Source organism: Rhizobacter sp. SG703 (assembly GCF_012275445.1).
Taxonomy (GTDB): Bacteria; Pseudomonadota; Gammaproteobacteria; order Burkholderiales; family Burkholderiaceae_C; genus Rhizobacter.
On the sequence record NZ_JAAZQK010000009.1, the window covers coordinates 30,081 to 56,573 of the forward strand.

21 protein-coding genes are annotated in these 26,493 nt (G+C 69.9%); 6 read left to right on the forward strand and 15 right to left on the reverse strand.

The features are described from left to right. The first annotated feature begins 149 nt into the window (after positions 1-149). The 3 genes from FHT26_RS19555 to FHT26_RS19565 all read left to right on the forward strand — a co-directional run bounded on the left by FHT26_RS19555 (position 150) and on the right by FHT26_RS19565 (position 5,685). A complete protein-coding gene (locus tag FHT26_RS19555) occupies positions 150-2,702 on the forward strand; it encodes a 2-oxoglutarate dehydrogenase E1 component (RefSeq protein ID WP_168561790.1) in 2,553 nt (850 codons plus the stop codon). Between the two features lie 44 nt (positions 2,703-2,746). Then, a complete protein-coding gene (locus tag FHT26_RS19560) occupies positions 2,747-3,415 on the forward strand; it encodes an HAD-IA family hydrolase (RefSeq protein WP_168561791.1) in 669 nt (222 codons plus the stop codon). Between the two features lie 134 nt (positions 3,416-3,549). Next, entirely contained in the window at positions 3,550-5,685 is a 2,136-nt protein-coding gene (locus FHT26_RS19565) for an RICIN domain-containing protein (RefSeq protein WP_168561792.1), read from the forward strand. A gap of 56 nt (positions 5,686-5,741) precedes the next feature. On the opposite strand, the gene FHT26_RS19570 is transcribed toward FHT26_RS19565, so the two are convergent. From FHT26_RS19570 to cyoA, 7 genes are read right to left on the reverse strand one after another with little or no spacing between them, the layout of a single operon-like run. Beyond that, a complete protein-coding gene (locus FHT26_RS19570) occupies positions 5,742-6,281 on the reverse strand; it encodes a response regulator transcription factor (protein WP_168561793.1) in 540 nt (179 codons plus the stop codon). Then, positions 6,268-7,677, reverse strand: coding sequence for an ATP-binding protein (locus FHT26_RS19575; RefSeq protein ID WP_168561794.1), 1,410 nt, complete (start codon positions 7,675-7,677; stop codon positions 6,268-6,270). Before FHT26_RS19575 ends, FHT26_RS19570 begins: the two co-directional genes overlap by 14 nt. After that, positions 7,661-8,422: an SURF1 family cytochrome oxidase biogenesis protein gene (locus tag FHT26_RS19580; protein ID WP_168561795.1), complete on the reverse strand. Its 762-nt coding sequence runs from the start codon at positions 8,420-8,422 to the stop codon at positions 7,661-7,663. Before FHT26_RS19580 ends, FHT26_RS19575 begins: the two co-directional genes overlap by 17 nt. A 10-nt stretch (positions 8,423-8,432) precedes the next feature. After that, positions 8,433-8,819: a cytochrome o ubiquinol oxidase subunit IV gene (gene cyoD / locus FHT26_RS19585; protein WP_210427509.1), complete on the reverse strand. Its 387-nt coding sequence runs from the start codon at positions 8,817-8,819 to the stop codon at positions 8,433-8,435. An 11-nt stretch (positions 8,820-8,830) separates the two neighbouring features. Next, positions 8,831-9,469: a cytochrome o ubiquinol oxidase subunit III gene (cyoC, locus tag FHT26_RS19590; RefSeq protein ID WP_168561797.1), complete on the reverse strand. Its 639-nt coding sequence runs from the start codon at positions 9,467-9,469 to the stop codon at positions 8,831-8,833. Then, on the reverse strand, positions 9,453-11,468 hold the full coding sequence (gene cyoB, locus FHT26_RS19595) for a cytochrome o ubiquinol oxidase subunit I (RefSeq protein WP_168561798.1): 2,016 nt from the start codon (positions 11,466-11,468) through the stop codon (positions 9,453-9,455). The genes cyoC and cyoB overlap by 17 nt, the downstream gene beginning before the upstream one ends. Positions 11,469-11,477: 9 nt before the next feature. Beyond that, positions 11,478-12,599: a ubiquinol oxidase subunit II gene (gene cyoA, locus FHT26_RS19600; RefSeq protein ID WP_168561799.1), complete on the reverse strand. Its 1,122-nt coding sequence runs from the start codon at positions 12,597-12,599 to the stop codon at positions 11,478-11,480. A 166-nt stretch (positions 12,600-12,765) separates the two neighbouring features. Between cyoA and FHT26_RS19605 the strand changes: the two genes are divergently transcribed. Further along, the gene (locus FHT26_RS19605; protein WP_168561800.1) at positions 12,766-14,124 is read left to right on the forward strand and encodes an MFS transporter; all 1,359 of its coding nucleotides are present in this window, start codon (positions 12,766-12,768) and stop codon (positions 14,122-14,124) included. A 170-nt stretch (positions 14,125-14,294) separates the two neighbouring features. Here the strand turns inward: FHT26_RS19605 and FHT26_RS19610 are convergent, their stop codons facing one another. After that, complete coding sequence (locus tag FHT26_RS19610) at positions 14,295-15,821, reverse strand: C13 family peptidase (RefSeq protein ID WP_168561801.1); 1,527 nt, start codon at positions 15,819-15,821, stop codon at positions 14,295-14,297. 39 nt (positions 15,822-15,860) lie between these two features. Continuing rightward, the gene (locus tag FHT26_RS19615) at positions 15,861-16,751 is read right to left on the reverse strand and encodes a LysR family transcriptional regulator (protein ID WP_168561802.1); all 891 of its coding nucleotides are present in this window, start codon (positions 16,749-16,751) and stop codon (positions 15,861-15,863) included. Between the two features lie 109 nt (positions 16,752-16,860). Between FHT26_RS19615 and FHT26_RS19620 the strand changes: the two genes are divergently transcribed. Together FHT26_RS19620 and FHT26_RS19625 are read left to right on the forward strand one after the other, a co-directional pair. Further along, positions 16,861-17,613 (forward strand): glucose 1-dehydrogenase, encoded by a 753-nt coding sequence (locus FHT26_RS19620; RefSeq protein ID WP_168561803.1) that lies wholly within the window; start codon positions 16,861-16,863, stop codon positions 17,611-17,613. A 62-nt stretch (positions 17,614-17,675) separates the two neighbouring features. Beyond that, on the forward strand, positions 17,676-18,932 hold the full coding sequence (locus FHT26_RS19625) for a TIGR03862 family flavoprotein (protein ID WP_168561804.1): 1,257 nt from the start codon (positions 17,676-17,678) through the stop codon (positions 18,930-18,932). 18 nt (positions 18,933-18,950) lie between these two features. Here FHT26_RS19625 and FHT26_RS19630 read toward each other — a convergent pair whose 3' ends face one another. The 6 genes from FHT26_RS19630 to FHT26_RS19655 form a co-directional block, all read right to left on the reverse strand. Then, positions 18,951-20,003, reverse strand: a complete 1,053-nt coding sequence (locus FHT26_RS19630) for a hypothetical protein (protein ID WP_168561805.1) — start codon at positions 20,001-20,003, stop codon at positions 18,951-18,953. Between the two features lie 18 nt (positions 20,004-20,021). After that, a complete protein-coding gene (locus FHT26_RS19635) occupies positions 20,022-21,140 on the reverse strand; it encodes an ABC transporter substrate-binding protein (RefSeq protein WP_168561806.1) in 1,119 nt (372 codons plus the stop codon). An 11-nt stretch (positions 21,141-21,151) separates the two neighbouring features. Next, on the reverse strand, positions 21,152-22,282 hold the full coding sequence (locus FHT26_RS19640) for an ABC transporter substrate-binding protein (protein WP_168561807.1): 1,131 nt from the start codon (positions 22,280-22,282) through the stop codon (positions 21,152-21,154). Positions 22,283-22,459: 177 nt separating this feature from the next. Beyond that, complete coding sequence (locus FHT26_RS19645; protein WP_168561808.1) at positions 22,460-22,738, reverse strand: DUF4148 domain-containing protein; 279 nt, start codon at positions 22,736-22,738, stop codon at positions 22,460-22,462. A gap of 155 nt (positions 22,739-22,893) precedes the next feature. Beyond that, on the reverse strand, positions 22,894-24,063 hold the full coding sequence (locus FHT26_RS19650) for a glycoside hydrolase family 18 protein (RefSeq protein ID WP_210427497.1): 1,170 nt from the start codon (positions 24,061-24,063) through the stop codon (positions 22,894-22,896). A gap of 233 nt (positions 24,064-24,296) precedes the next feature. Then, positions 24,297-26,411 carry a TonB-dependent receptor gene (locus FHT26_RS19655; protein ID WP_168561809.1) on the reverse strand — a complete coding sequence of 705 codons (2,115 nt, stop codon included), beginning with the start codon at positions 26,409-26,411 and terminating at the stop codon, positions 24,297-24,299. Positions 26,412-26,493: the final 82 nt, after the last annotated feature.

A 26,493-nucleotide genomic window follows, 5' to 3' on the forward strand; every position in this document is an offset into this window, starting at 1 on the left:
CGGGATGTGCGAGACCGTGCCGCACGCGGCACGGGGGTGAGAGGAGACAGTCGATCGGACGGCAGGCGCCACCAGAGCGCCAACCCGTCCGCGTTCGCGCAGTTCACTCCATGGATCACTTCACCGCAGTTTCTGTCAGGGAGGACGGAATGTTGACCACTTCGCTTCACGAGGACGCACGCCTGCGTCCGGCCCGGCTCACGCCGGACATCCACCGCTTCGTCGAGGCGCACCGCGCGCACGGGCACCGCCATGCGGCGCTCGACCCGCTCGGCGTGTCGCGGCCGCTCGACGCGCGGGGCCTGTCGCTGCAGCGCTTCGGGCTGTCGCCGGCCGACGCGTTGACGCCCGATGGCACGCCGTGGCTGGGCGCGCGCGATGCACGCGAGCTCGACCAGCGCCTGAAGGCCGCGTACTGCGGGCCGCTCGCGCTCGACGCTTCGGCGGTGCGCGACGACGCGCGCCGCGCGTGGCTGCAGGCGCAGATGGAGGCCGTGCCGGTGCCTGTGCCGCCTGGCACCGGGCTGCTCGACCGGCTGATCCGGGTGCAGGCCTGGGAACACCACCTCGCGCGGCGCTTTCCGCATGCCAAGCGCTTCTCGCTCGAAGGCTGCGAGGCGCTGCTGCCGCTGCTCGACGCGCTGCTCGAACGCGCCGCGTCGCACGGCGTCGGCGAGGTGTTCATGGGCATGCCGCATCGCGGCCGCGTCAACGTGCTGGTCAACCTGCTGGGCTTGCCGGCCGCCGAGGCGATGGGCTACCTCGATCCGCAGGCGCGCGATCCGGAGCAGCACCTGGACCTGGTCTACCACCTGGGCGGCCGCCGCCGCATCGCGACGCGGCACGGCGAGATCGGGCTGACGCTCGCGCACAACCCGTCGCACCTGCAGAGCGTGTACCCGGTGGTGGCCGGCATGGCGCGCGCGAGCCAGGCGCGCCATGGCGACCGCCACGCGATGGCGATCGTGATGCACGGCGATGCCGCGTTCGCGGGGCAGGGCGTCGTGATGGAGACGCTGGCGCTGACGCAGAAGCACGGCTATTCGACCGGCGGGCTGGTGCACGTGATCATCAACAACCAGCTCGGCTTCACCGAACCGAACGCGATGGATGCGCAGGCCGCGCGCTACTGCACCGACGTGACGCGCATGGTCGATGCGCCGGTGCTGCGCGTGAATGCCGAGGCGCCGGAGCAGCTGCTGCGGGCTGCGCAGATCGCACTCGCGTACCGCGCTCAGTTCGGCGCCGACATCGTGATCGACCTGATCGGCTACCGCCGGCTCGGCCATTCGGAGCACGACGTGCCGGCGCTGACCAGCCCGGGCGTGTACCCGCTCGCCGAGCTGAAGCCGTCGGTCGTCGAGGTGCACGCTGCCGCGCTGGTGGCGGCCGGCATCGCGAGCGAGGCGGAGCTCGCGTCGCACATCGCCGCCGGGCGTGCCGTGGCGATCGAGGCGTTCTCCGGCAAGGCGCCTTCGGGCAGCACGCCCGCGGACCCGGCCCTGCGGGCTGCCGCAGCGCCGTCGCGCGCAGCCTGGTCGCGCGAGCGCCTGCAGGCCGCCGTGACCGCGATGACGACGCTCCCGGCGGGCTTCCAGCTGCATCCGGTGATCCACACGCTGGTGCAGAAGTGGTCGCATGCGGCGCTCGACGACGCGGCCCGCGTCGACTGGTGCTTCGCCGAGAACATGGCCTATGCCTCGCTGCTGGACGCCGGCACCGACGTGCGCGTGTCGGGCCTGGACGTGCGCCGCGGCACCTTCATGCACCGCCAGGCCGTCTGGCACAACCAGGCGGCGACCGGCCCCGGCACCTTCACGCCGCTGCAGCAGATCGATGCCGGTGGAGCGCGCTTCGATGTCGTCAACTCGGTGCTGTCGGAAGAGGCCGTGCTCGGCTTCGAGTACGGCTACAGCGTTCAGGATGCGGGCCGCGGGCTGACGATCTGGGAGGCGCAGTTCGGCGACTTCGTCAACGGCGCGCAGGTATACGTCGACCAATACATCAGCGCCGGCGAAGCGAAGTGGGGCTGCCGTTCGGCACTCGCGCTGCTGCTGCCGCACGGCTACGAAGGCGTCGGGCCGGAGCATTCGAACGCCTTCCTCGGCCGCTTCCTGCAGCTGTGCGGCGGCGACAACCTGCGGGTGGCCTGCCCGTCGACCTCGGCGCAATGGTTCCACCTGCTGCGCCGGCAGGCACTCGACGAACAGCCCAAGCCGCTGGTCGCGATGACGCCGAAGGCGGTGCTGTACGGCGAATCGGCGTCGCACTCGACGGTCGGCGAGCTGCTGTCCGGCGGCTTCGAGCCGGTGCTCGACGATGCGGAATGCGTCGATGCATCGCGGGTGACGCGGGTGCTGGTCTGCAGCGGCAAGCTGTACTACGACCTGCATTGCGCGCGCGTGGCGCAAGGCCTGGCCGACGTGGCGATCGTGCGGCTCGAGCAGCTGTACCCGTTCCCGCAGGCCGGGCTGCGCGCCGTGCTGCAGCGCTACCCGCAGCTGCGCGACCTCGTATGGGCGCAGGAAGAGACGCGCAACCAGGGCGCCTGGGCCTTCGTGCGCGACGACCTGGCCGAGGCCTGCCCGCCGGGCGTGGCCTTGCGCGAGGTGTCGCGCGCGGTGACGGCGGCGGGCGCGGTGTCGTCGCAGGCGGTGCACCATCGGCAGCAGCAGGCGCTGGTGGAGCGCGCGCTGGGGTAGCGGCACGCGTTACCCTGGGGGCTCCTCCACGAGCCCTGCGTCCCATGACCCCCTCGCTGCCGTACGCCGATCGACACTTCGCCGCCTTCCTGTTCGACATGGACGGCACGATCCTCAGTTCGATCGCGGCGGCCGAACGGGTCTGGGCCGCGTGGGCGGCACGGCACGGGCTCGATGTCGCCGCGTTCCTGCCGACCATCCATGGCCGGCGCGCGGTCGAGACGATCCGCCAGCTCGCGCTGCCCGGCGTCGACGTGCAGGCCGAGGCCGACGAGATCACGCGCCGGGAGATCGACGACGTGGCCGGCATCGAGGCGATCGCCGGCGCTGCCCGGTTCCTGGGCCGGCTGCCGCCCGACCGCTGGGCCATCGTCACGTCGGCCCCCCGCGCGCTCGCGCGGCGCCGCATCGAGGCCGCCGGCCTGCCGCTGCCGGCGGTGCTGGTCGCTTCCGAAGACGTGGCGAACGGCAAGCCGGCGCCCGATGCCTTCCGGCTCGCGGCCCAACGGCTGGGCGTGGCAGCCGTTGACTGCCTCGTCTTCGAGGACGCCCCCGCCGGCATCGCCGCGGCCGAGGCGGCGGGCGCCGCCATCGTCGTGATCACGGCCACGCACTCGCATCCAATCGAAACACCGCATCCGCGGCTTGCGGACTACGACGCGGTCACCACGACGCCCGGAGCAAGCGGCGCGATGCGTCTGGCGGCGCGCTGACGCCACGCCGACCCGCCGTTGCAGGCGGTGACAACCCCGGCGCCCGATCCAGGGTTTACCCGCAAATGACGCGCGCCGCATACCCCAAGAATCACGGACTGGAACCGTTTCCACTTCTACACCCCAGTCCGACCATGAAACTCCTTTCACGCTTTGCCCTGCTGCCGCTCGCGGCCCTCGTGCTGGCCGGCACTGCCGCCGCCCACAGCAGTTTCCTGAAGGTCGACGGCCGCCTGGTGCGCAACCAGAACGGCACCGGCGACCCGGTCTACCTGCGCGGCGTGAACCTCGGCGGCTGGCAGGTGCACGAGACCTGGATGTCGCCGCTGGCCGGCGCGAGCGACGACTACACGATGCGCAAGACGCTGAGCCAGCGCTTCGGCGATGCGGGCCGCGACGCGTTGATCAACGCCTACCAGGACAGCTACCTGCAGGAGAAGGACTTCAAGCTGCTGGGCGAGCTCGGCATGAGCGCGGTGCGCCTGCCGATCTACTACCTGAACCACATGAACGAGGACGGCAGCTGGAAGCGCGATGCCGCCGGCAAGATCGATTTCCGCCGCATCGAATGGGTGGTCGCGATGGCGAAGAAGTACCGTCTGTACGTGATCCTCGACCTGCACGGCGCGCCGGGCTCGCAGAACGGGGCCGACCACAGCGGACGCATCGGCGGCTCGGGCCAGCTGTGGAACAACACCAGCTTCCAGAACCAGTCGCTGGCGTTCTGGCGCGAGCTGGCCACGCGCTTTCGCAACGAGCCGACGGTGGCCGGCTACGACCTGCTGAACGAGCCGTCGCTGAACTACCCGAGCCCGGCGACGCGCCCGGTGCTCGACATGTACAACCGCTTCTACAACGAGATCCGCGCGGTCGACCCGAACCACATCGTGATCATGGAGGGCATCTGGGACTGGACCGCGATCACCCGGCCGTCGGACTACGGCTGGACCAACGTGATCTACGAGTTCCACTACTACAACTGGGGCAACGATTCGAACTACCAGGCGCAGGCGAGCTTCACCGACGGCAAGGTCGCGCAGGAGAAGCAGTACCTGTCGTACAACGTGCCGCACTACGTCGGCGAGTTCATGCTGTTCAACCTGCAGAGCAGCTGGGAGTACGCGCTGGGCAAGTACAACGCGGCCGGCTGGCACTGGACGAGCTGGACCTACAAGGGCACCAACGTCGGCAACTGGGCGCTCTACAACAGCACCGATGCCGGCGCCAACACGCCGAACGTCGCGACCGATTCGTACGCGACGATCGAATCGAAGTGGCGCAGCTGGGACGTCGAGAAGAACATGGCGCCCAACACGATGCTGACCGGCGTGTTCAAGGCCGCGCTGACCGGCAGGAACAGCCTGATCCGCAACCTGCCGTACGAAGGCAACTGGCGCGCGATCGACAAGCTCGAAGCCGAGCATTTCTATGCGCAGAGCGGCGTCAGCTTCGACGCGGCCGGCGTCGGCAGCTTCGATGCCGGCGACTGGCTGCGCTACATCGACGTCGACTTCGGCAGCGGCGTCGACCGGCTGAAGCTGCGGCTGGCGGTGGACGCGGCCTATGCCGGCAAGCAGATCGAGCTGCACCTCGACAGCCCGACCGGCGCGCAGGTCGGCACCGTCACGGTGCCGAACACCGGCGGCTGGACCACGTTCCAGGAGCTCACGACGCCGATCCAGCGCAGCAGCGGCGTGCACGACGTCTACCTGGTGGCGAAGGGCGGCGCCGGCGTCGCGAACCTCGACTGGCTGCAGTTCGAGGATTCGACGGGCACGAACACGCCCACCAACCCGCCGACGAATCCGCCAACGAACCCCCCGACCAACCCCACGACGGGCCCGGTCTCCGGCCAGACCTATGCGATCGTCGCGAAGCACAGCGGCCGCGCGCTCGATGTGCGCGACCGCGCAACCACCGATGGCGCGTTGCTGCAGCAGTGGAGCTACGGCGGCGGCAGCAACCAGCAGTGGGTCGTACAGAACAACGGCAATGGGCTGTGGCAGCTGCGCTCGGTGGCGAGCGGCAAGTGCGTCGACATCACCGGCGTCAGCACCGCGAACGGCGCGGCGGTGCAGCAATGGGCCTGCACGGGCGGTGCGAACCAGCTGTTCAAGCTCGAAGACCAGGGCGGCGGCTACTTCTACCTGCGCGCATCGCACAGCAACAAGTGCCTGGACGTGACGAACGTGTCGACGCTGGACGGCGCCGCGATCCAGCAGTGGGATTGCGGCGGGGACAACGCCCGCTGGACGTTCCGCCAGCCCTGAACCGGCTTTGCCGGGCCGCTGGGAGGCGCCCCTTGGGGGCGAAGCGACTGGGGGCCCTATTTCACCTGCTGCTTGCCGAGCTTGCGCGCCAGGGTCCGCCGGTGCATGCCCAGCCGCCGCGCGGTCTCGGAGATGTTGAAGCCGGTCTCCGCCAGCGTCTCGTGGATGCGTTCCCACTCCAGCGTCTTGATCGAGCTGGAGCGGTTCGTCAGCTCGACCTCGGTGGTGCCGGCCGCGCGGCCGAACGCGGCTTCGATGTCGTCGGTGTTCGACGGCTTCGCGAGGTAGTGGCACGCCCCGAGCTTGATCGCCTCGACCGCGGTGCCGATGCTCGCGAAACCGGTCAGCACGACGATCAGCATCTTCGGGTCGTGCGCATGCAGCGCCTGCACGCAGGCCAGGCCCGAGGCCTCGCCGTTGAGCTTCAGGTCGACGATCGCGAAGCCGGGCGATTCGGTCTGCAGCACGGTGCTCACGTCGGCCAGGCTCGCGGCGAGCGTGACGCGGTAGTCGCGCCGCTCGAACGAGCGGCCGAGCGTGCGCGCGAACGAGGCGTCGTCCTCGACGATCAGCAGTCGGCGTTCAGCGTTGTCCATGGCGTTCGGTCGGGTCCTCGTCATCTTGCGCATCGTCGTCGGTGGCGTCGGTCTCTTCTTCCGGCTCCAGCACGATCGCCGACAACGGCAGCGTGATCTTCACCATCGCGCCGCCTTCCGGCCGATTCGCCGCCTCCACCGTGCCGCCGATCGTGCGCGCGACGTTGACCACCAGGAACAGCCCGAGCCCGCTGCCGGGCCGCCCCTTGGTCGAGCGGTAGGGCTGGCCCAGCGTCTCCAGCAAGCCCGGCGCGAAGCCCTTGCCGGCATCGGTGACCGTCAGGCTCAGCGCGTCGCCGGCGCGCTCGACGTCGAGCCGCAGCCACTGCGGCGAGGCTTCGAGCGCGTTGTCGAGCACGTTGCAGATCATCTGCTGGATCGCCGAGTCGGACACCATCGGCAGGTCGTCGCCGAAGCGGTTCTCGTACGCGAAGGCCTTGACCGGCCGGGTGCGGCGCCAGTCGTCCACCAGCTCGTCGAGGAAGGTCGCGAGCGTCGTCGCTTCGGACGATTCGCCGCGCGCCTCGCCGGCCGTCAGCAGGATGCCGCTGACGATCGCCTTGCAGCGCTCCAACTGGGTCTGCATCTCGACCACCTCTTCGAGCAGCTCCGGGTCGGAACTGAAGTGCGGCAGCCGGCGCCAGTCGCCGAGGATCACCGCCAGCGTCGCGAGCGGCGTGCCCAGCTCATGCGCCGCGCCCGACGCGAGCAGGCCCATGCGCACGATGTGCTCCTCTTCGGCGGCGCGCTGGCGCAGGTCGGCCAGCCGCGCATCGCGGGCGCGCAGGTTGCGCTGGATGCGGGTGATGAAGGTGACCAGCAGCGCGGCGTTCAGCGCGAAGCACAGCAGCAGCCCCAGCACGAACGGGCTCGACAGGCCGCTCACATGGTCGAGCGGGATGTCCAGCGGCCGGTAGTACAGCCCGAGCCCGGCGAAGCACAGGCAGGTGACGACCACCAGCACCCAGGTGTAACGCGGCTTCAGCAGCACCGCGCCGAGGATCACCTGCAGCAGGTACAGGAAGGCGAACGGGTTGGTCGCGCCGCCGCTCAGGTACAGCTGCGAGGTCAGCATGCCGACGTCGACCAGCAGCGCCACCAGCAGCTCCACATGCAGCACCGGCCGCCGGTTGCGCAGCCGCAGCACGCTGACCAGGTTGAACGCGACCAGGCAGTACAGCACCGCGAGCATGTGCTCCAGCGGCAGCCGGATGCCAAAGCCGAAATGGACGATCGCGACGGTGACGACCTGCCCGACCACCGCGATCCAGCGCAGCTGGATCAGCTGCTGCATGTTCTTCAGCCCGGCGTCGGCGACGCCCACGGTGCCGGCCCAGGTGGTGGGCGGACCGATGGTCGTGTGCTGCAGCGGCAGGGTGTCAGCCGTGGGGGGCATCGGGGCGGATTGCACAGGCGGGGGTCGGGGAGGGCGCATTCTCCCTCGACCAGCGACCGCCCGGTCGCAGCATCCACGCCACCCCTGCCACCATTGCGGCCAGGCCGAACCAGGTGAGGGCGTAGACGAGGTGGTTGTTGTGGAAGCTGACCACCGTGAGGCCGGCGACGGGCCAGGGGTCGGCGGAGGCATCGGCGTCGACGAAATAGGGCGCAACATCCGCCAGCCCGCGCGCCGCGGCGATGGCCTGCACGTCGCGCGAGAACCAGCGGTTGGCGGCGGGATCGTTGCGGCGCAGGAAGCCGCCATGCGGCTCGCTCAGGCGCAGCAGGCCGGTGACGGCGAGCTCTCCGTCGGGGCGCGCGGCCAGCGCCTTGGAGCCGGTGGTGACGAAGCCGCGGTTCACCAGCACGCTGCGCCCGTCGGCCTGCTGCAGCGGGGTCACCAGCCACCAGCCGGGACCCTGCTCGGTGACGGCCTGCACCAGCGTCTCGTGCGCATGCAGGAAGCGGCCGCGCAGCACGACGTGACGGTATTCGTCGGTCGCTGCGGCGACGGGGCCGGTGGGCGCCTCGACCGGAGCGGCACGGACCCGCTGCTCGACCCGTTCGATCAAATCGAGCTTCCAGAACAGCCGCTGCACCTGCCAGCAGCCGAGCGCGACGAAGCCCGCCAACAGCAACGCCGCCGACGCGACCAGCGCGAGGCGGGTCGCCGTCGAGCGGCGTGGCAGCGGGGTGTTCACCGTCCGCTGGTCAGGGCCGAACCTTCATCTCGTGCATCGTCGGCATCATGTTGCTGTTCATGTGGAACATCACCCACAACGAACCGCTCAGCGTGATCACCACCAGCACCAGCGTGAAGATCAGCGCCAGCATCGTCCAGCCGCCTTCGGAGCGGGCGTTCATGTGCAGGAAGTACACCATGTGCACGACGATCTGCACCGCGGCGAAGCCGAGGATCACCAGCGCGGTGGTGCTGGAGTTGTTGAAGGCCTTGCCCATCACCAGCCAGAACGGGATCGCCGTCAGGATCACCGACAGGATGAAGCCGGTGGCGTAGCCCTTCAGCGTGCTCGGCGCGTGGCCGCCGTCGTGGTGATCGTGGTCGTCATGGCCGTGGCCATGGTCGTCGTGGTTCATCTCATGCGCGCTCACGGCAGCACTCCCATCAGGTACACGAACGTGAAGACGCCGATCCAGACGACGTCCAGGAAGTGCCAGAACATCGACAGGCACATCACGCGGCGGCGGTTCGGCGCGGTCAACCCGTGCCTGCCGAGCTGGAACATCAGCGTGACCAGCCAGACGATGCCGAAGGTGACGTGCAGCCCGTGCGTGCCGACCAGCGTGAAGAACGACGACAGGAACGCGCTGCGCTGCGGGCCGGCGCCTTCGTGGATCAGGTGCGCGAACTCGTACAGCTCCAGACTCAGGAAGCCCAGCCCGAACAGGCCGGTGACGCCCAGCCACACCAGCGTCGCGCGCAGGTGCTTGCGCTGCATCTCGAGCACCGCGAAGCCGTAGGTGATCGACGACAGCAGCAGCAGCGAGGTGTTCACCGCGACCAGCGGCAGGTCGAACAGGTCGGCGCCCGACGGGCCGGCCGCATAGCTGCGGCCCAGCACGCCGTACACCGCGAACAGGCAGGCGAAGACCAGGCAGTCGCTCATCAGGTAGAGCCAGAACCCGAGCAGGGTGCCGTTCTCCGGATGGTGTTCGTCGCGCAGGTAGTAGCGCGGCGCGTCAGCGCCGGCCGTGGGGTTCAGGGTCAGTTCAGGAGGCATGGACATGGGGGGCGGCCAGCAGCTGGGTGCGTGCGTTCTCGGTGCGGACGACTTCGTCGGCGCCGATGTGGAAGTCACGCTTGTAGTTGAAGGTGTGGACGATGATCGCGGCCATCATCGCGACGAAGCCGAGGACGGCCGGCAGCCACATCTGCCAGATCATCGCGAAGCCCATCGCCGCCGCGAGGCCGGCGATGATGAAGCCGGCGCCGGTGTTCTTCGGCATGTGGATCGGGATGAAGCCGTCGGTCGGGCGCTCGAACTTGTTGGCCTTCATGTCGTACCAGGCGTCGTTGTCGTGCACCACCGGCGTGAACGCGAAGTTGTAGGCCGGCGGCGGCGACGCGGTCGACCATTCGAGCGTGCGGCCGTCCCATGGGTCGCCGGTCACGTCGCGCAGCTGCTCGCGGCGCATGAAGCTGACCACCAGCTGGATCAGGAAACTGCCGATGCCCAGCGCGATCAGGAACGCACCGAACGCGGCGATCACGAACCAGACCTGCAGCGACGGGTCCTCGAAGTGGCTCAGCCGGCGCGTGACGCCCATCAGGCCCAGCACGTACAGCGGCATGAACGCGAAGAAGAAGCCGATCTGCCAGAACCAGAACGAGCACTTGCCCCAGAACGGATCGAGCTTGTAGCCGAAGGCCTTCGGGAACCAGTAGGTGATGCCGGCCATCAGCCCGAACAGCACGCCGCCGATGATCACGTTGTGGAAGTGCGCGATCAGGAACAGGCTGTTGTGCAGCACGAAGTCGGCCGGCGGCACCGCCAGCAGCACGCCGGTCATGCCGCCGATCACGAAGGTGATCATGAAGCCGACCGTCCACAGCATCGGCACCTCGAAGCGGATGCGGCCGCGGTACATCGTGAAGAGCCAGTTGAAGATCTTCGCGCCGGTCGGGATCGAGATGATCATCGTCGTGATGCCGAAGAACGAGTTGACGCTCGCCCCGGACCCCATCGTGAAGAAGTGGTGGAGCCACACCAGGTACGACAGGATGGTGATCACGACCGTGGCGTACACCATCGACGCGTAGCCGAACAGGCGCTTGCCGCTGAAGGTGGAGACCACCTCGGAGAAGATGCCGAAGGCCGGCAGCACCAGGATGTAGACCTCGGGGTGGCCCCAGATCCAGATCAGGTTCACGTACATCATCGCGTTGCCGCCGAGGTCGTTCGTGAAGAAGTTGGTGCCGGCGTAGCGGTCGAGCGAGAGCAGCACCAGCACCGCCGTCAGCACCGGGAAGGCGGCGACGATCAGGATGTTGGTGCACAGCGAGGTCCACGTGAAGACCGGCATCTTCATCATCGACATGCCGGGCGCGCGCATCTTGACGATGGTGGCGATCAGGTTCACGCCCGACAGCAGCGTGCCGACCCCCGCGATCTGCAAGGACCAGATGTAGTAGTCGACCCCCACGTCGGGGCTGTACGCGATGCCCGACAGCGGCGGGTAGGCGAGCCATCCGGTGCGCGCGAATTCGCCGACGAACAGCGAGGCCATCACCAGCCCGGCGCCGAAGGTGGTCATCCAGAAGCTGAAGTTGTTCAGGAACGGGAAGGCCACGTCGCGCGCGCCGATCTGCAGCGGCACGACGAAGTTCATCAGCCCGGTGACCAGCGGCATCGCGACGAAGAAGATCATGATCACGCCGTGGGCGGTGAAGATCTGGTCGTAATGGTGCGGCGGCAGGTAGCCGAGGTTCTCGCCGAACGACACGGCCTGCTGGGCCCGCATCATCACCGCGTCGGCGAAGCCGCGCAGCAGCATCACCAGGCCGAGGATCACGTACATGATCCCGATCTTCTTGTGGTCGATGCTGGTGAACCATTCGCGCCACAGGTAGCCCCACAGGCGGTAGCGGGTCAGCAGCGCCACCATGCCGAGGCCGCCGAGGCAGACGGCGACGAAGGTGACGAGCAGGATGGGCTCATGGAGCGGGATCGCGTTCCATGACAGGCGGCCGAAGACGAGCTTCGTCAAATCGAGGTGATCGAGCATCGGTGCGACTCAGTTCTGCGCGGTGGCGTTTTGCGCGGTGTTTTGCATGTCGTTCTGCGCGGCGCGCAGCACGGGCTGCGTGCCGGTGGGATCGGCGACGGTGCACAGCGCCGCGGCGACGTAGTACGTGCGCGGCGTGGCGCCGTTGGCGTCGGAGGTGTGGCCGTCCTTCTCCTTGACGCCGTCGATGCCCTGGCGGCCCAAGCCGCCGCCGGCGTCGATCGCCATCATTTCCGACATGCACATCTTCGAGCTGTCGACGCAGCGGTTCAGGATGGCGTCGTACAGGCCGGGCGCGAAGCTCGCGTAGCGGCGCACCGGTTCGCGCTCGCTGGGCTTCTCGAGCTGCAGGTAGTCGGCGCGGGTCAGCTCCTTCGCATCGGCCTTGGCCGCCTGCACCCACTGGTCGAAGCCGGCACGGTCCAGGCCGTGGAAGCGGAAGCGCATGTGCGAGAAGCCGGCGCCGCTGTAGTTGGACGAGAAGCCCTCGTAGTCGCCCGGCTTGTTGATGACCGCGTGCAGCTGGGTCTGCATGCCCGGCATCGCGTAGATCATGCCGGCCAGCTCGGGGATGTAGAACGCGTTCATCACCGACGACGCGGTGATCTTGAACTGGATCGGCCGGTCGACCGGCGCGGCCAGCTCGTTGACGACGGCGATGCCTTGTTCCGGGTAGATGAAGAGCCACTTCCAGTCGAGTGCCACCACCTCGACGACCAGCGGCTTCACGTCGGCGGTGACCGGGCGCTTGTCGTCGATGCGGCTCAGCGGGCGGTACGGGTCCAGCGTGTGGGTGCTGATCCAGGTGATCGCGCCGAGCGCGATGATGATCAGCAGCGGCGCCGCCCAGATCACCAGCTCGAGCTGCGTGGAGTGGTCCCAGTCGGGTTCGTAGCGGGCCGCGCGGTTGGAGGCGCGGTACTTCCATGCGAAGGTCAGCGTCAGCGCGATCACCGGCACGATGATCAGCAGCATCAGCCAGGTGCTGACGACGATCAGCTTGCCTTGCTGCGCGGCGATGTCGCCCGACGGGTTCAGCAGCACGGTGTTGCAGCCGGCCAGCAGCCCCGAGAGGAGCAGCGCGGGGGCCAGCAGGAGCGGTCGGCTCAGGGGCTTGTGAAGGGGTGGCATGCCAGGTCTGTGTAGGAGGGGCGCGCAAAATGCTTCCAACCGGCGCCCGATGGGCAGAGAATCTACGTTCAACGGCCCGGTTCGGGGATTGGACGTTTTGTCCTATCGCCTCCAGCGCCGGCCCGTGGGAACCTCCAAATTGCTCACGACAGCAGACTGAAGCTTCATGCCGACCTCCTCCCTGGACCCGAAACACCCGCATCCGACGACCGAAGACATCGGTCGCGACACCCGCAGGCTGCATGCCGCCCACGACGCGAAGGTCGCGCCCGGCGAGATCGCCATCGGCGTGATCATCGGGCGGTCATCCGAGTATTTTGACTTCTTCGTGTTCGGCATCGCGGCAGTGCTCGTGTTCCCGGCAGTGTTTTTCCCGTTCGAAAAAGGCCTCGAAGGCACGCTGTGGGCCTTCACGATCTTCTCGTTCGCGTTCATCGCGCGCCCGATCGGCAGCATCATCTTCATGGCGATCCAGAAGCGCTACGGCCGCGAGGCCAAGCTGACGATCGCGCTGTTCCTGCTCGGCTCGTCGACCGCCGGCATGGCCTTCGTGCCGGGCTTCCAGAGCATCGGCTTCACGTCGATCGTGCTGCTGTCGATCTTCCGCGTCGGCCAGGGGCTGGCGCTCGGCGGCGCCTGGGACGGCCTGCCGTCGCTGCTGGCGTTGAACGCGCCGAGCAACCGCCGCGGCTGGTACGCGATGCTCGGCCAGCTGGGCGCGCCGATCGGCTTCACGCTCGCGAGCGGGCTGTTCGCATTCCTGTACGCAAGCCTGAGCTCCGAAGACTTCCTGTCGTGGGGCTGGCGCTACCCGTTCTACGTGGCCTTCGCGATCAACGTGGTCGCGCTGTTCGCGCGGCTGCGCCTGGTGGCCACCAACGAATACGCGAAGCTGCTCGACGCGCACGAGCTCGAGCCGACCCCGGTCGGCGAACTGGCCCGCACGCAGGGCTCGACGGTGGTGATCGGCGCGTTCGCGGCGCTCGCGAGCTATGCGCTGTTCCACATCGTCACGGTGTTCCCGCTGTCGTGGATCAAGCTGTATTCCACGCAGTCGATCAGCGAGTTCCTCGCGGTGCAGATGGTCGGTGCCGGCATTGCCGCGCTGGGCATCATCGCGTCGGGCCGCATCGCCGACACCTTCGGGCGCCGCACCACGCTCGGCACGCTGGCCGCCGCGATCGGGGTGTTCAGCGGCTTCGCGCCGACGCTGCTGGGCGGCGGGCCGCTCGGGCAGGACGTGTTCATCCTGGTCGGCTTCGCGCTGCTCGGCTTGTCGTACGGCCAGGCGTCCGGCGCGGTGACGTCGAACTTCGAGACGCAGCACCGCTACACCGGTGCCGCGCTGACCTCCGACCTGGCCTGGCTGGTCGGCGCGGCCTTCGCACCGCTGGTGGCGCTGGGGCTGTCGGCCCACTTCGGGCTGGCCTACGTCAGCGTCTACCTGCTGTCGGGCGCGGCGGCCACGCTGATCGCGCTCAGCGTGAACAAGGCGATGGAGATCAAGGACTCCGCGGCAGGCTGAGGCCCCCAAGTCGCTTCGCTCCTGCCTTGCAGGCCGCGCTGGGCCAGGGGCCCAGCTCCTCGCCAGGCATAAACAGTCCTCAGGACTGTTTATGTCCGGGCTCGGCCCCCAAGGGGCGCCACCCAGGGGCCCGGCAAAGCCGGATCCCCGGGCGTTGCTTGAAGGAGCCGCTACGGGTGGGCTGCCGCCGCGCGCTGCTTCGCCAGCGCCGCCAACGTCTCGCGCATCCGCTCGCCCACCGCGATCTGCGGGTTCGAGTAGCCGTCGGTCTTGCCGGCTTCCTTCTCGCGCTGCTCGATCACCTTTCGCGCGGCGGCATGCGCTTCCTCGAACGACCAGGTCGTGCGCATGCCTTCGTCGTACATCGCGCGGCCGAAGAAGGTCAGCGGCGAACGGCGGCCGCAGCCGTACGAGGTGTGGTCGGCATCGGCCGCGGTCATCACGAGCGTGTCGGGGTCGGACAGCGGCGCGATCCAGCTGCCCGAGTAGCAGGCCGACACCGAGATCACGCGGTGGCGGATGCCGGCGGCGTCGAGCCAGCCCTTCAGCATCGCCGGCGTGACCGATTCGACCTCCAGCGGCCAGAACGACGACGCGAGCTGCCCGTCGCGCGCGCCGTGCGACGTGAGGTGCAGGAACAGCACGTCTTCGTCGCGGTCCATCAGCGCGGCCATGCGCGCGATGGCACGCTGCAGGTTGACCGGCGTGGCCCACGCGAACGAGGCCGGGTCGTCATGGTGGCTGACCAGCTGCAGCGCGCGGCCGGCGCCGTCGAAGCGGGTCGTCATCACGTCGGCCACCATCGCGCTCTCGCGGCGGAACACCTCTTCTTCGGCGTTCGGCGCGAAGGTCAGCGTGTAGACGTCGATCGTGCCCTTGCGCTGCGGCGCGAGCGCCTGCAGCCGGGTCCGCAGCAGCTGTGATTGCTGCTCGACGAGTTCCTGCGTCAGCTTGAAGCGCGGCGCGGCATCGTCGTCGCCCTCGGCCGTCTCGCCACGTGCGGGGTACCAGTGCGCGCCGCGGTTCAGCCACTGGTTGGTCAGCAGCGTCGCCGCAACCAGCAGCAGTGCGCCCAGCCTCGGCACGAAGCGCGTTCCGGCGCGCCACAGCAGCGCGGCCTGCGCGAGGAACAACCAGCCCATCGCGATCCACCAGGTGCCCCAGGCCGCCCAGCCTCCTTCGCCACCGCTGCCGTACAGCCCGTTGCGGGCCATCGGCACGAACAGCAGCGACAGCATCACCAGCGTCGGCAGGCCTTGCGCGCACAGCATCGCGAACAGCGCTGCCGCATCGGGCACGCTCTTGTCGCCATCGCCGCGGCCGTGCCCCGGCGCGCGAACCAGCAGCCAGCAGGCCCAGATCAGCAGCACCAGTCCCATCCAGCGCGAGGTCAGCAGCGTTGGCCAGTAGAAGGTCGCGGCGCCGACGATGAAGAGCCGCTCGATCCCCACGCCGATGGCAAGCGGCACCAGGAACAGGCAGGCGGTGAGGGCCGGCGTGGCCTGCAGGCCGGTCCAGTCGGCGCGCATCAGCAGCGCGGTGCGAAAGCCTTGCAGCCACCAGGCGCCGAGCGCGCCGCGCGGCAGTTGCCGGGGCAGCGGGTCGGATGAGGGCGGCGTGGTGGCGGCCGTCGCCTCAGGGACGGCGGAAATCGGTTGAAGCGGGTCGATCGAGTCGTTCGGTCCGTTGTCGGTCATGTGATGGTGTTCTCCCAGGCGGGCGAATCTACCAAACCATCACGACGGATCCGCCAGCGCTGCCGCGATGAACTCGCCCAAGGCGCGGGCCGACGGCTTCGCGGCCCGGCCGGCCGGGAACACCGCATGCAGTTCGGTCGCACCCAGGTCCCACGCCGGCAGCACCTGCTGCAGCCGACCGGCGTCGAGCTCGGCGCGACAGCCCCAGTGGCCGCTCATCGCGATGCCGAGACCGGCCACCGCGGCGGCGGTCGCGCCTTCGTTGACGGTCACCGTCAGCCGGCTCTGCACGCGCACGACGAGCGTGCGGTCGTCGTGCGTCATCGCGATGCCGCGCGGCCCCGGCCCGATCGGCCCGGCGATGAAGCGGTGGTCGGCCAGGTCGGCCGGCTGCTGCGGCACGCCGGCGCGCGCCAGGTAGTCGGGCGACGCGACCAGCAGCCGCCGCGTCGCGCCGAGCCGGCGCGCGGTCGCGACCGAATCGGCCAACTCGCCGAAGCGCAGCGCCACGTCGACGCCGTCGTGCACCAGGTCCTGCCGCTGGTCGCTCATCAGCAGTTCGATGCGCAGTGCCGGGTGACGGTCGGCGAAGGCCGGCAGGCGGGGGATCACCTCTCGCACGCCGAAGCTGGCCGCCAGGCCGACCCGCAGCACGCCGCGCAGCTCGCCGCTGCCGCGCGCCGCATGGTCGGCCTCGTCGAGCGCGTCGAGGATGGCCTCGGTGCGTGCCAGGTAGTCCGCACCGGCCTCGGTGAGCGTCACGGCGCGGGTGGTGCGCATCAGCAGCGCGGCGCCGACCTCGCGCTCGAGTTCGCTGACGATGCGCGAGGCCGACGGCTGCGAGAACCCCAGCTCGCGCCCGGCACGCGAGAAGCTGCCGCTGCGGGCGACGCGGACGAACAAGCGCAGGGCGACGAGGCGGTCGGTCATTTGGCTGGCGAATATAACTTAGCCGATGGCGACGGCTACCGCGCGCCAAGCGAATCAAACACCATTCGTTCCGACGCCAAGCAGGCGCCAGCAACCACAGGACATTTCCATGAGCAAGCTGAACAACAAGGTGGCCGTCGTGACCGGCGGCTCCAAGGGCATCGGGGCCGGCATCGCGCTCGCACTGGCCGGCGCCGGTGCCGCGGTGGTCGTCAACTACGCGAGCAGCAAGGCCGGCGCCGAGGCGGTGGTCGCGCAGATCGTCAAGCAGGGTGGCCGCGCGATCGTCGCGCAGGGCGACATGTCGAAGCCGGCCGACGTGAAGCGGGTGTTCGCCGATGCGAAGCGCGTGTTCGGCGGCGTCGACGTGCTGGTCAACAACGCCGGCGTGTACCGCTTCGGCCCGCTCGACGCGGTGACGGAAGACGACTACCGCGCGCAGTTCGACACCAACGTGCTGGGCACGCTGCTGGCGTCGCAGGAGGCGGCGCGGCATTTCGGTGCGGGTGGCGGCAGCATCGTCAACATCGGCTCGATCGCGAGCACCGCGCGCATGCCGAATGCGTCGGTCTACTCGGCGACCAAGGGCGCGGTCGACGCGATCACGCGGGCACTGGCGATCGAGCTGGCGGGTCGCAACATCCGCGTCAACACCATCGCTCCGGGCGCGACCGCGACCGAAGGCCTGCAGGCGATGGGCGTGACCGACGGCTCCGACATGCACAAGGCGATGCTCGCCGCAATCCCCGCCGGGCGCTTCGGCCGGCCCGACGACATCGGCGACCTCGCGGTGTTCCTCGCGAGCGATGACGCACGCTGGATCAACGGCGACCGCATCACCGCGTCGGGCGGGCAGTACTGATCGGCGGCACGCCGGTGCCGCGCGGGGGACAATGCGGGCCCTTTCCGCCGTGTCCCCTGCCCATGCCTGCCATCGCCCCCGCTTCGAATGTCGTGATCGTCGGTGGAGGACCGGCCGGCCTGATGGCGGCCGAACGGCTGGCCGCCGGCGGCGTGCAGGTCGACCTGTACGACGCGATGCCGTCGGTCGGCCGCAAGTTCCTGCTGGCCGGCAAGGGCGGGCTGAACCTGACGCACAGCGAGCCGCTGCCGGCCTTCGTCGGCCGCTACGGCGCGCAGCGCGAGCAGGTGGCCGGCTGGCTCGACGCATTCGGCCCGCAACAGCTGCGCGAATGGGTCGGTGCGCTCGGCATCGACACCTTCGTCGGCAGCTCCGGCCGCGTGTTCCCGACCGACATGAAGGCCGCGCCGCTGCTGCGCGCGTGGCTGCAGCGGCTGCGTGCGGCCGGCGTGCGCTTCCACATGCGGCAGCGCTGGCTCGGCTGGGCCGACGACGGCACGCTGCGCTTCGCGTCGCCCACCGGCGAGCATGGCGTGCGTGCCGATGCGGTGCTGCTGGCGCTGGGCGGCGCGAGCTGGTCGCGGCTCGGCTCCGATGGCGCGTGGGTGCCGTGGCTCGCGCAGCGCGCGGTCGACGTGGCGCCGCTGCGGCCGTCGAACTGCGGCTTCGACGTGACGCCGGGCTGGAGCGCGCATTTCAGCAGCCGCTTCGCCGGCGAGCCGCTGAAGTCGGTCGCGATCGCGCTCGACGACGGCTGGCGGCAGGCGGGCGAGTTCGTCGTCACGCAGACCGGTGTCGAAGGCAGCCTGGTGTATGCCGCGTCGGCGCGGCTGCGCGACGGCATCGAGGCGGCGGGCCAGGCGAGCTTCGCGCTCGACCTGCTGCCGGCGCGCACGCTGGACTGGGTGGCCGCCGAGCTCGCGCACCCGCGCGGGCCGCGCTCGCTGTCGACGCACCTGAAGTCGCGCCTCGGGCTGCATGGCGTCAAGGCGAGCCTGCTGCACGAGCTGGTGCCGAAGCCCGACCTGGCGGACCCGCAGCGCCTGGCCGCACACATCAAGGGGCTGCGCATCGCCGTGGGCGCGACGCGGCCGATCGACGAGGCGATCAGCAGCGCCGGCGGCGTGCGCGCTGCGGCGCTGGATGGCGCGCTGATGCTGCGGGCCGTGCCCGGCGTGTTCGTCGCCGGCGAGATGCTCGACTGGGAAGCGCCGACCGGCGGCTACCTGCTGACGGCCACGCTGGCGAGCGCGCGCGTGGCGGCGCAGGGCGCGCTCGACTGGCTGGCGAACGCGCGCCCGGCCTCGGCCGGCGTCTGACGACAGCCGATCAGCCGATCAGCGAAGCGCGGCCGGCACGCCGGCGGCGCCCGCCAGGCGCGCCTGCGCCTCCCAGCGCCGGGCCGCGTCCAGCACCGCCGCGAAGGCCTCGCCATCTTCCAGCAGCGCCCGCTTGGTCGTCGCGTCCAGCGGGTTCTCGATGCCGGTCTCGTCGCGCGGCATGCGGTCTTCGCGCACCGCCTTCAGCAGCCGCTCGATCTCGCCGGCGGCATGCGCGGGCGTCTGCAGCAGCACCAGGCGCTTGCTCTTGTCCGGGTTGCTCGGCACGTGGCACGAATCGCACTCGCCCTGGCGCAGGCGCAGCGCGAGCTGCTTGTATGCGCCTTCGAGCCGGCCCAGCCACGGGTTGTCGCGGCGGTACAGGCCGTCGAAGAGCGACGCCTTCGGCTGCGTCTGCCCCTGCGCATCGGTCCACATCCACTGCCCGCCGAAGCCCGCCGGTGCGGGCACCTGGCCGACCACGGCAATCGGCGGCTGCGTGCCATGCACCGTGAACTGCGCGACCTTCACGCGCCCGCGCATCGGCTCCCACCACAGCAGCACCTCGGTCGCGCCCTGGTACATCGCCCACTTCTCGGCGTCGTGCCAGAACGGGTACGGGAACTGCCCCGGCGCGAGCCGGTTGCGGAAGGCGGTCGCGAAGCGCAGCTGGAACAGCCCTTCGGACGCGACGTAGCGCACGCTGTGCTGCCCGTCGAACATGAACAGCGGCAGGTAGAGCCCGGTCAGTACGTCCGGCGCGAACTGCGTCAGCGAGCTCGCCTGCAGCGACAGCGCCGGGTCGCGCTGGCGGCCCCACAGCACGACGGCGTCCAGCGCATCGCGCACGGCCGCGTCGCCGAACAGCCCGCGCTTGCACTGCTCGAAGGCCGGCTGGTCGCCGGGGCCGGCCACCGGGCAGTGACGCGCCAGCGCGGCGGCGATGTCGGCGGCCGTGGCGCGCGCCTCGGCCCACTGCGGCGGGCTCGGCTCGCTGCCGGCCGCCCATGCCGGCAGGCCGGCGAACCACAACGCGAGCCAGGCCAGCCCGCGCGTCCAGGATGCAGCCATGAGGTCCTCCCTCGGTGTTCAGCCGACGATGCGGCCGTAGCGGTCGATCACCACCGTTTCCACGTACTGCGAGCCATGCGGGTTGTCGGGCGCATAGGCGACGCGGTAGCCGCCCAGGTCGGTGCGCAGCGTCGCCAGCGCGTCGCGCATCCGGCTGCGCGTCGCGCCGCCGCCCTTGACGGCGGTGCGCACCGCCTCGACCGCGACGCGGCCGGCGATGTAGCCTTCCAGCGTCGTGACGCCGAGCGCGGCAGTACCGCCGAGTGCGGCCAGGTCGCCCTTGCATTGGCCGACCACGCCGACGCCCAGCGCCGATGGCCGCGGCACCACCAGGCTCATCACCACGCTGCGCCGCGTCGCGACCACGCCGTCGATCAGGTCCTGGCCGGCGAACGACGACGAGAAGTGCATGCCCGGGTAGGCGCCGGTGTGCATGTGCTCGATGATCGACAGCACCGGCGCGGCGTTGGTGGTGAACATCACGCAATCGAGACGCAGGTCGAGCAGCTGCTGCGCCACCGGCAGCAGCGAGCCGGCGTTGCGGTCGATCGGCACCACCGCGACGGGTTGCACCCCGAGCCGGCTCAGCGCGTCCTCCATCGCCAGCAGGTTGGCCTTCGAGGTGTCCTTCAGGTGCACGTAGCCGACGCGCTTGAACCCGAACTCCTTCGCGTAGCCGACCATGCGCCGGTACTCCACGTCGTAGCCGGCGCGCACGTGCACCGCGCCGGACGAGGCCGCGCTGCGGATGCCCATGTTGCCGCTGGCGGTGCCGATCAGCGCGATCTGGTTCTTCTCGACCAGCGGCATGCAGGCCTCTGCCGCCGCGCCGCTGGTCAGGCCGACCAGCGCCGCGGCGCCGTCGCCGATCAGCTGCTGCACGTTGGCGATGCAGCGGTCCTTGTTGCCGCCGTCGTCGTACACCTGCAGCTCGAAGCGCGGGCCCTTGGGGTCGGCCCGGTTGGCGGCAGCGAACGCGGCGAGGATGCCGTCGCGCACGTCGGCGCCATAGCGTGCCTGGGCGCCGGTCAGCGAGGCGCTCTGGCCCAGCGTGACGACGGTGTTGGAAGCGAATGCAAGGCGCGGGAAGCCCGCGCAGGCGACAGCGCCGCCCAGCAGAAGGTCGCGGCGTTTCATGCGCTGCCCGTTCAGCCGACGAGACGGCCGTAGCGGTCGATCGCGATCAGGTCGACATAGCGCGAGCCGTGCGGGGTGCCGGCGAACTCGACCTTGTAGCCGCCCAGGTCGCTGCGCAGCCCGGCCAGCGAATCCTTCATGCGCGCGCGGTTCAGCGTGCCGGCCTTCGCGGCGGCCAGCGCCGCCTCGACCGCGATGCGCCCGCTGATGTAGCCCTCGAGCGTCGTGATGCCCAGCCGGGCGCCGTTGTTCAGCAGCGCCAGGTCGCGCTGGCATTGGGCGACCACGTTGACGCCCATCTGCGTCGGGCGCGGCACCACCATGCTCATCACGCAGCTCTGCTTGCGCGAGGTCAGCGTGTCGATCAGGTCCTGCCCGGCGAACGACGACGCGTAGAACAGCCCGGCGTACTTGCCGCGCACCAGGTGGTCGATGATCTTGCCGACCGGCCCGGCGTTGGCGGTGAACAGCACGCAGTCGAGGCGCGCGGCCAGCAGCTCGTTGGCGATGCCGTCGAACGACGCGGCGTTGCGGTCGATGCCGATCGACACCTTGGGCTGGATCGACAGCGCCGACAGCGCGGCGTTCATCGCCTCCATGTTGGCCTTCGAGGTGTCGTTCAGGTAGACGACGCCGATGCGCTGCATGCCGAAGTCCTTCACGTAGCCGACCATGCGCTTGTATTCGGCGTCGTAGCCGGCACGCACGTGGAAGGCCCCGCTGACGTTGCTGCCGCGGATGCCCATGTTGCCGCTGGCGGTGCCGAGCATCGCGATCTGCGCGTCCTCGATCACCGGCACGCAGGCTTCGGCGCCGGCGCCGCTGGTCAGGCCGATCAGCGCGGTCGAGCCGTTCTCGACCAGCTGCATCACGTTCTTCATGCAGCGGCTGCGCACGCCGCCGTCGTCGAGCGTCTGCAGGTCGAAGTGAAGGCCGCTGGCGGCTTCGTTGGCGTTCGCCGCGGCGAAGGCGGCGGCGATGCCGTTCTGCACGTCGCGGCCGTAGCTGGCCTGGCCACCGGTCAGCGAGGCCGACTGGCCGAAGCTGATGGTGCGGGCGCCGGCGGCGCGCGACGGCGCCAGCGGCAGGAGGCTCACGCCGGCAGCCCCGGAGGCGGCCAGCAACAGGTTTCTGCGCTTCATCTTCATCTCTCCCTGAGACCACGTCATGGCGACGTGATCGGGTTTCGACAAGCTGAAGCGGTGGCTGAAGCGGGCGTTGCCGGGGCTTACGTCGGTAGCACTTGGTTTCGCGCCGCTAGGTGAAAGCGAGCTTGAAAGTTCGCAAGGAGCTGACGTGAGCGCCTCTGCGTGGCACGTTCAACCGCCGGTGGCAATCGGTGCCTTCGTTTCGCGATCCGGTTCGGCGCGCTTCGGGCTGCGCTCGGCGGTGCGGGTGCTGGCGGAGGCCGGCGCGTCGTGGCGCATCGTGCCGGCGAACTCGCCGCCCATCGGCAGCGTGCCCTGGGCGCGGGCCTCGATCAGTTCGGCGCGGACTTGTGCGCGGGTCTTCGGCGCGGCGGCGTCCTGGGCCATCGCGGCGGCGCTGCCGACGGCGAGGGCGACGGTGACGAAATAGGTGAGGGCGGTGCGGTTCATGGTTCACTCCATCGGGTCGGTTCGACGGCGACCTGTCGTCGATGGGGTGGACTGTGGCGATGCGCCGGCGCCAGCGACACCACGATGCGACGAAGGGATCGCCGCGGTCGCGAAGCGTCGCCGGCACGACGCGAACGGTGGGCCTCAGCCACCCATCAAGGCACCAGCGGCCCCAGCTGCTTCGCGAACGGGTAGCCCTGCAGCGCGTCGTTGTTGATCTGCCAGTCGAAGGCTCCGCGCACCTTCGGGTAGCGTGCCTTGATCTGTGTCCACACGCTGACCGCCGTCTCGATGGTTTCGTAGTTGTAGGCCTGCGGGTCGACGCCGAAGCCGATCACCACGTGCTCCGGGCCGAGCAGCGTCATCCACAGGTCCACGTTCGGCAGGATCCAGTTCGGGTCCGCGAGGTTCGGGCCGTCGTAGTACTGCGGCGCGCAGTAGTCCAGCGCGCCGGCGTCCAGCATGGCCTTGCAGAAGGCCTGGTCGACCTGGTTCCACGGGGCCGGCGGCGCCGAGATGATGAAGCCCGGGTGGCGGCGCTTCAGTTCCTTCGCGATCCAGATCATCTCGCCGGTGTCGGGCGACTGCGAACCCTCGAAGGTGTTGAAGTCCAGCCCGTCGAAGCCCTGCCACTGCGTGTACAGCGCATCGATGCTGTCGACGAAGGTGGTCGACTTGGCGCGGTCGGGGAAGGACATGCCGAAGCCGGCCCCGCCGACCGACAGGATGATCTTGCGCTTCTGCACGCTGCGCGCGTACTGCATGTCCTCGACCCAGTGCGTCCACGCACCGTTGCCGTCGGCCGGAGCCTGCCAGCGCACGTTGCCCGAGGTGTCGCCACCCGGCGGCGTCGCGGCGAACAGGTAGACGAGGTTGAAGTGCGGATCGATGTCGCGCAGCCGGATCGGCGAGCCGACCCACCACGGGTAGTAGCCGCCGACGATGGCGTTCGCTGCGGGCGCAGGTGCGGGGGCCGGTGCCGGAGAGGGCGCCGGAGCCGGTGCGGGGGCCGGCGCAGGCGCAGGGGCAGGCGCGGGTGCAGGCGAAGGCGCCGGTGCGTTGCCGCACGGCCCGTCGGTCACCCACGGCTGCCCGCTGCCCGGCGGCCCGCTGTGCGGGTTCGGGTTCTCGTCGATCGTGCGGTAGGCCGCTGTGTAGTTGGTCAGGTTCTGGCTGGCGTGGCTGCCGCCGGCGTACGAGGTGCTGCGGTCCCACGCGGGCGCGCACACCGGGTTCGCGGCCGCCGCGGCGCCGGCGGCGAAGATCGCGCTGGCCGCGAGCACCAGGTCGAACACGCGCGAACGTTGGAGGGAAGTCGAACTCATCGTTTTTCCTTTCAAACTGCAAAAGCGGTTGTCGGAAAAGCACGAGTCACGACATCGACTGCAGCAGCGCCATGACCCGTGCTCAGGGCCGAGAAAGCAGACTGCCTTTCGATCGGAAAATCGATCGTATAACCATTTAAATACCAATAAGTTCCAATTGGCTACCACGTGCAACGGCATCGTGGCGGACGCAGCAGGGAGACACGCTGCGTCCGCCACCGCTCACGAGGCGCTCAGAAGCTGACGCGCACGCCCGTCTTGATCGACCGCCCCGGCAGCGGCGACAGGTCCCGCACCGTCTGCACCGTCGATGCGCTGTAGGCCAGCTTGTCGCCCAGGTTGCCGAGCTTCAGGAACCACAGCGCATCGCTGGTGCCGATCGCGAAATGCCGCGCGAGCGAGGCGTTGACCAGCGTGTAGCCGCCGGTCGGCACGTCGGTCGACGGCACGCGGTCCTGCTTCGCGGCGCCGTCCACCTCCAGGCGCGCGCTCCACGGCCCGCTGTCGATGTCCAGCCCGACCAGCGCCCGCAGTGGCGCCACGCGCGGCAGCGCCTCGCCGGTGTCGAGGTTGGTCGCCCGCGTGTAGTCGAGCTTGCCGTCCAGGCCCAGCGTCCAGCCGTCCTGCCGCAGCAGGCGGTGCTTGCCGTTGATCTCGATGCCGTTCAGCCGTGCGCGCACCGCGCGGAACGCGTATTCGGGGAACGACTCGGGGCCGTCGTCGCCGTCGGCCTCGATCTGCTGCCCGGTCGCCTCCAGCGAAATGAAGCGCGAGAAGCGCGTGCTGAAGGCGCCCAGGCGCAGCTCGTTGCCGTCGTCCTTCCACGCGAGCGCGACGTCGATGTTGTTGCCGCGCTCGACGCCCAGGTTCGCGTCGCCGCGCTCGAACGCGCCGGTCGCCGCATGCACGCCGTTCGCATACAGCTCGAACGAGGTCGGCGCGCGTTCGGTGTAGCTCAGCGATCCGCTCAGCGACCAGGTCGGCGTCAGCTTGTAGACGTTCGCGAGCGACGCGCTGCGCACCGGAAAACTCCGCGCATCGGCCGCCCCGAACTTCGGCTCGGCCGCATCGGCGGCGTCGCCGTCCGATGTGATGCGCGCATGCTCCACGCGCAACCCTGCGGTCAGCGTGCCGCCGCTCCAGCTCAGGTCCTCGAGCGCGAACAGTGCCTGCCGCTTGGTGCGCGTGCTCGGCACGAAGGCCTCGTCGCCGAGGGCCGAGAAATCGAAGTCCTCGACCTGCACACCGACCACGCCTTGCACCGGGCCGATCGCCGCGTGCGTGGCTTCCACCCGCAGCTCGTCGCCCGAGGTCTTGAAGGTCGTGCCCACCGCGCCGGTGCCGGTGTCGACCTCCTGGTGCTGGTAGCGGGTGTGGTTGAAGCTCGCGCGCAGGCCGGTGAACGGGCCGTCCAGCCGCTTCACTTCGCCGGCCAGGCCGACGTGGTCGCGCTTCATGTCGATGTCGACGTCCGGCTCGGCGACCGCGCCGTAGGTGCTGCGGTAGGTGTCGACCGACAGGCCGACGTAGCCCTGGTCGAAGAACAGCGAGCCGCCGACCGCGCCGCCATGCGTGTCGCTCGCCGACGCGCGCACGCGCTTCGTCTCCGGCTGGTCCTCGCCGTCGGCGCGCGGCGTGAAGCGCGGCACGTGCAGGTCCGAGGTCTTGCGGCCGAAGGCATCGACATGCAGCCCGAACTGGCCGTTGCCGGTCTCCAGCAGCGCCGCGCCGCCGCGCTCGGCATCGGCGCCGCCGACCCGCACTTCGGCCGAGCCGCCCAGCGCGGTCAGCGGGCTCGACGGAATGCGGTTGTCCAGCGTGTTGACGACGCCGCCGACGGCGCTGCCGCCATACAGCAGCGCGCCGGGGCCGCGCAGCACCTCGATGCGGTCGGCGATCAGCGGATCGATCGGCACCGCATGGTCGAAGCTCAGGCTCGACGCGTCGAGCGAACCGCCGGCATTGCTGAGCATGCGCACGCGGTCGCCATCCAGACCGCGGATCACCGGCCGGTTGGCGTTCGGGCCGAAGTAGGTGGACGACACGCCGGGCGTGCCGTTCAGCGTCTCGCCGATCGAGCTGCCGCGGCGCAGCGTCAGTTCATCGCCGGTCAGCACCGAGACCGGCACGGCGACCTCGCTGCGGCCGAGCGGGTTGCCGGTGATCACCACCTTGTCGAGCCGGGTGGGGGCGCTGGCCGCGGCGGCGGGCGCGACAGCCGCCGCCGCGGTCGATGCGGCGGGTGCGGCATCGGCATCGGAGGAGGTGGACTGCGCGAACGCGACGGACGAGAAGGCGAGGGAGATGGCCACGGACACGGCGTGGCGCTTCGAGACGAGCGAATTCATGGGGAAACTTCCGGCAAAGCTGATGAAGCCGGGGCCGGCGCGCGCACGATGCGCAGCCGGGCCCGGTGACGAACCTCGAAAG